The following is a 2,874-nucleotide window of genomic DNA, read 5'->3' on the forward strand; positions in this document are numbered from 1 at the left end:
AAAAAAGCCCAACATCCTGTTGGGCTTTTTTCGTATTTCGTCACTAGGTACACTTCCTGTAATACCTCACGTCCTGATGCTTAAACTTATTATTGTTGTTTTACGTTTTGGAACTTCCTGTTCCCGTTAAGTGCATCATAGGTAATTTATGAAGTCATAGAAAGACGCAAATTTCCCGAATATATGTAAGAAAAAGCGTACGAGCTTGTCAGAATGCCTCTATCCTTCTTTCTTCTTCTCTATCATTTTTTCAAAGTGTCTAAGGTTTGGGTTCAGCGTATCCCAAGCATAGGCTTGGCTCACAAACACCTCTGCTCTAGGCTGATAGAGACTCGGGTTATCAAGCGTACCCGCACGTATTGAAATCATTTCAGGGGCAATTTCAGGTAAGCCAAAAAGTTGAGAACCACAAGTCGGGCAAAATGCTCGTTTAATAGATCGGCCAGAAGATCCTAAAGTCTCAAAATATTTAAGTTCACCATTCACTTTCAATTCAGATTGGTGAAAAAAAGCAATTGGTGCATATGCCGAACCTGTTGCCTTCTGGCAATCTCGACAATGGCAATTAAAACTATAACGTGGCTCCGCTTCGCTTTGGTAGCTCACAGCTCCACATAAACACGATCCTTGATACTTAGCTGACATGGCTCATCCTATTTTTTTATTGCTGTGATTTGAATATAACGTACATAGCCATTTTGGTAGAGCTGTTGGCATAACTTTGCAGTCATTTGAATTTTAAAATTTGCCAATCCTCGGCTTTGATTTTGTCCTTGATGATTTTGAATATACTCTGAAAAACCAAGTAATACAGGCTCGGATAAATCTTCAATTTTAATATCGACAAAACCTTGTTGTTCTAAGGCATTTCTTAGCATTTTCTCGTTTGGCACATTGTCCCAAACCACGTCTGCTGCTTTAAGCAGATAGCGATACTTTTGTTCTTGCAAGACGGTCATGTTTTGACATGAGTCGGCACGCATTAAGTAATGAAAACCTAATCGGCCTTTTGAATTTAAAACTGGAGTGACTGAATCTAGAAATGAATTTAAATTGCTGTGATAAGCCGCATCAATACACAACACCGCATCGAAGCATTGTTTGAATTCAAATTGTTTTAAATTTAAAAATGAACCACAAAAAATCTGGCTTATCTCGGGGATAAGTCTTTGAATTTTATTCACACATTCAGCTTGTAGGTCAACTGCACTAAGGCTTTTGGGCTGATAGCACTGTAACCAATGCAACAAACTTGCGCCTCGCCCACAACCTAAATCTAAGAGATGATCTTTTGAATTTAAATTGACAGCTTGTGCCAAATGATCTGCCAATTGGCAACAAGCTTCACGGTAGTTTTGGGTATTTTTCCAAAAGCCCAAATTTGTCCAAGCAAGCTCTTCGTCATCTCCCAAACTTGATGCATCAATTGCATATTTATGGGGAATGAGTCTAGAGAGAGCTGCCCGAACTTTTGTTTTCACAATTTTAGTAACCGAGTTCTGGGGCAACTTCAACCTGAGGCTTTAAGCCTACAAATGGTAAAGGAGCACCTAAAATTTCAGCAATATGCATCGCGGAAGTAACTGCTGACTCTAAAATTGGTAAACCATCACATGACCATGAACCACAGTAAAATACTTTACGGTTTAAGTCTAAATGGCGTTGTTGTAATTCTTTATTTAGAGCAATTGTTTGTGAGTCTACAACTGCACGCGTTAAGGTTACTTTTGAAATGATTTTTTTAGGGTCAATATCAGTCACTGGACGCCACGTCTGGAACACTGGATTTTTACCCACGAGCGTAGGCTCAACCGCATTCATCCACACTGTGAATTGCTGACGGGTAAACTTACGATCCATCATATAGCTCAGCACTGACCAGTCTTTACGGCGTGGTGGCATTACTGTGGCATCTGTATGAATGACAAGATCACCTTGCTCAAAACGGAATTGCTTCAGCAGCTTCATATCTTCAGCAAATTGTTCAGGGTTTAAAAACTCATCAATTTTAGACGTTGGCGTTGCAACAATCACGCGATCAAATAAATTCTGTTCACCTTGGCTGTTTTCAACCAGTACTTTTTCGCCTTGTAATTCAACTTTCTTAATCGCGGATCCGCTATGAATGTCGATATCTTTAATTAAGCTATCTACAAATGCAGGTGTACCACCTTTCATACGTAACAGCATGTCGCCATCAGTTAAGTGACGTAAAAACTCAAGTAGATTTTTTGCAGGCCAGTCGCCAATTGTTTTTGGGTTACAAGTACAAATGGTATAGAGCACCGGCATTACAACGCCATGCCAGAATACTTCTTCAATATCGTTCTGATTAATAAATTCAGCGAGGGTAATATCTTGATTTTTAGATTTGAAAAACTGGTGAATTGCAGTTTTTAATTGCAACATCCCTTTCACAAGACGCCAGCCATATTGCTGGATGCCTTTACGGTTATTGATAATCGGAAAATTACCAATACGACTACGAGATGTCGTTAACCATGTTTCCGTACGATCTTCGAATAACCAGCTACATGACATATAAGTACGAACTGGAAAGGTTTTAATACCTAAATGAGCAGCAAGGCTGAGTGTATTCTTCCACAAATGTGGATTCATCACACGTAGCGGTGCATCAATAATTCCACCATCGAACTCAATACTATGGCTATCCATTCCTCGGCCAGGAAGTGCTTCAAATATCGTGATCGTATGCCCTGCATCTTTCAGAATTCTTGCTGCCGCAAGACCTGCCATTCCACTGCCAATAATTGCGATATTCAAAATGATGTCCCATTTTTCGAGAATTTTTTTGATTATCACTCATACCCCAAAGAAACACCGTATTAAAAACTACCAGATTTTTATTTTTTG

At 39.4% G+C, this 2,874-nt stretch carries 3 protein-coding genes; all 3 read right to left on the bottom strand.

Annotated elements, in window-relative coordinates; genetic code table 11:
• Positions 1–219: 219 nt before the first annotated feature.
• Genes NL42_RS16655 through NL42_RS16665 form a run of 3 tightly spaced genes read right to left on the bottom strand, consistent with a single transcriptional unit; the run spans position 220 to position 2,784 of the window.
• Positions 220–645, bottom strand: a complete 426-nt coding sequence (locus NL42_RS16655) for a GFA family protein (protein WP_461313591.1) — start codon at positions 643–645, stop codon at positions 220–222.
• An 8-nt stretch (positions 646–653) separates the two neighbouring features.
• Positions 654–1,481, bottom strand: a complete 828-nt coding sequence (locus NL42_RS16660; RefSeq protein WP_461313592.1) for an SAM-dependent methyltransferase — start codon at positions 1,479–1,481, stop codon at positions 654–656.
• 4 nt (positions 1,482–1,485) lie between these two features.
• Positions 1,486–2,784 (bottom strand): FAD-dependent oxidoreductase, encoded by a 1,299-nt coding sequence (locus NL42_RS16665; protein WP_461313593.1) that lies wholly within the window; start codon positions 2,782–2,784, stop codon positions 1,486–1,488.
• Positions 2,785–2,874 lie beyond the last annotated feature (90 nt).

The sequence above is a fragment of the Acinetobacter sp. GN11 genome (assembly GCF_054823985.1).